Source organism: Kitasatospora sp. NPDC007106 (assembly GCF_040634455.1).
Taxonomy (GTDB): Bacteria; Actinomycetota; Actinomycetes; order Streptomycetales; family Streptomycetaceae; genus Kitasatospora; species Kitasatospora arboriphila.
Map to the genome: position 1 here is coordinate 1 of NZ_JBEYFP010001012.1, position 1,973 is coordinate 1,973.

The following is a 1,973-nucleotide window of genomic DNA, read 5'->3' on the forward strand; positions in this document are numbered from 1 at the left end:
ATTCCCGCTGCGCCACGGCCTGGTCCTGGCGATCGAGCCGATGCTCATGGCCGGCGGCCGCGACGACTACCGCACCGGCGACGACGGCTGGACGCTGTTCACCACGGACGGCAGCCGCGCGGCCCACATCGAGCACACCGTCGCCGTCACCGAGGACGGGCCGCGCATCCTGACCCTCCCCTGACCCCCGTGGACGGCCGGGCGGGCCGGAATCCCCTTTGCGCGACCGTGTTCCGGGCGGGTTGGATCGCACCCGTGCCAGAAGAACCGCTGTCCGGGGACAGGTGCACCGTCCTCCACCGATCGCCGGCACCGGACTCCCCGTCCGCGGCCCGCGCCCACGTCCTCGGGCTGTGCCGGCGCACCGATCCGGCGCGCGTCGACGCCCTGCTCGACCTGCTCGACCGGGTCGACCGGCCCGCCGCGACGGCCGACGTGCCCTGGGACGAGGAGCTGGCGCGGGCGGTCGTCCGGGTCGCCGACGACCGTTTCGTCCCGCTGCTCGTCCGCCTCTGCGCGGCGCCGCGCCCGGTCGCCCTGGTGGCGCTCGACGCCCTGGCCGTCCTGCGCCCCGGCCCCGGTGCGGTGCGCACCCTGGTGGCCGTCTTCACCGGGTCGGTGGACGACCGGCGGGTGCACGAGGCGGCGAGCCGGGCGCTGGTCGCGGCGGGCCCGGCCGCGGCGGCGGCGCTGGTCCCGTCGGTGCCGTGGACGCGGGAGGCCGACCGCCGGCTGCGGCAGTCGCTCGCCTGGTTCTTCGGACGGGCGGACTGCGGGACGGACCGCGCGGTGCGGGTGCTCGCGGAGTTCCTCTCCGATCCGTGCTCCCGCACCCGCGCCGAGGCCGCGGCCTCGCTCGGTCTGCGCGGCGACCCCTCGGCGGGCCCGCTGTTGCAGCGCGCCCTCGCCCACCCCGACGAGCGGGTCCGTGCCCGCGCCGCCACGGCGCTCGGCCGGGTCGGCGCGTACGAGGCGGTGGAGCGGTTGCGGCAGTCGGCCGCGCACGACGCCTTCCCGACCGTCCGGAACGCGGCCGCCGCGGCCCTCCGCGCCCTGGCCGCCGGGCAGCGCTGATCCCGGGCAGACACGGCCCCCCCGGGGGCTCCGAGCGCCCGTCAGCCGTGGACCGCCGCACCCGGGTGGGCGTGCCGGCCGTGCTGCTCGTAGAGGCGGTCGGCCAGGAGGGCGTGGGCGAGTGTGCCGCCGGCGCGGACGGCGGCGGTCACGAAGGCCGTCTCGGCGAGTTCTTCGGCGCTGACGCCGTGTCGGCGGGCGGCGGCGGTGTGCACGTCCAGGCAGTAGGAGCACTGGGTCACGAGGGCGACGGCCACCGAGATCAGTTCGCGGTAGCGGCGCGGTACGGCGCCGTCCTCCCGGTCGACGGCCTCCTGGAAGGCGAGCCAGGCGGCGAACTCCGCCGGGGCGGCCCGGCCCACGGAGCGGGCGCGGTGCAGGTCGTCGGGGTGCTCGTACACGTCTGGACTCCTCGTTCGACGGGTGTCGGCGGGCTCTGTCGTCCGCCGTCACCCACCACCTCACCCGGGGCGGCCGGTGCCCGTCCAAGACCGGTTCCGGGCCTCCGGTTCCGTTCTCGGTATCGTGGCCGGTCATGGACCTGCGGGCGTTGCGCTGTTTCCTCGCGGTGGCCGAGGAGGGCCACTTCGGCCGGGCGGCGGCCCGGCTGCACCTGGCCCAGCCGCCGCTCAGCCGCCGGATCCGGGACCTGGAGGCGGACCTCGGCTGCCGGCTGTTCGACCGGATCCCGACCGGGGCGCGGCTCACCCCGGCGGGCGAGGTGCTGCTGGTGGAGGCGCGCGATCTGCTGGAGCGGGCCGAGCGGGCCCGGGAGCGGGTACGCGGCGCCGGGGCCGGCCGGGTGCTGGTGGTGGGTGTCGCCGCCGGTGCGGGCCTGGACGTCGGCCCGGCGGCCCTGGCGGTGCTGCGCCGCAGCCGTCCCGGGCTGCGGGTACGGC

At 78.0% G+C, this 1,973-nt stretch carries 3 protein-coding genes and 1 pseudogene; 3 read left to right on the plus strand and 1 reads right to left on the minus strand.

What is annotated here, in order from left to right:
* Both ABZ641_RS35175 and ABZ641_RS35180 read left to right on the plus strand, forming a co-directional pair.
* A pseudogene (locus tag ABZ641_RS35175) lies at positions 1-184 on the plus strand (type I methionyl aminopeptidase); the annotation flags it as partial.
* 71 nt (positions 185-255) lie between these two features.
* A complete protein-coding gene (locus ABZ641_RS35180) occupies positions 256-1,074 on the plus strand; it encodes a HEAT repeat domain-containing protein (RefSeq protein ID WP_359988461.1) in 819 nt (272 codons plus the stop codon).
* 41 nt (positions 1,075-1,115) lie between these two features.
* On the opposite strand, the gene ABZ641_RS35185 is transcribed toward ABZ641_RS35180, so the two are convergent.
* Complete coding sequence (locus tag ABZ641_RS35185; protein WP_344624649.1) at positions 1,116-1,475, minus strand: carboxymuconolactone decarboxylase family protein; 360 nt, start codon at positions 1,473-1,475, stop codon at positions 1,116-1,118.
* A 134-nt stretch (positions 1,476-1,609) separates the two neighbouring features.
* Between ABZ641_RS35185 and ABZ641_RS35190 the strand changes: the two genes are divergently transcribed.
* The coding region (locus ABZ641_RS35190; protein WP_359988463.1) for a LysR family transcriptional regulator at positions 1,610-1,973 on the plus strand (364 nt) is incomplete at its 3' end.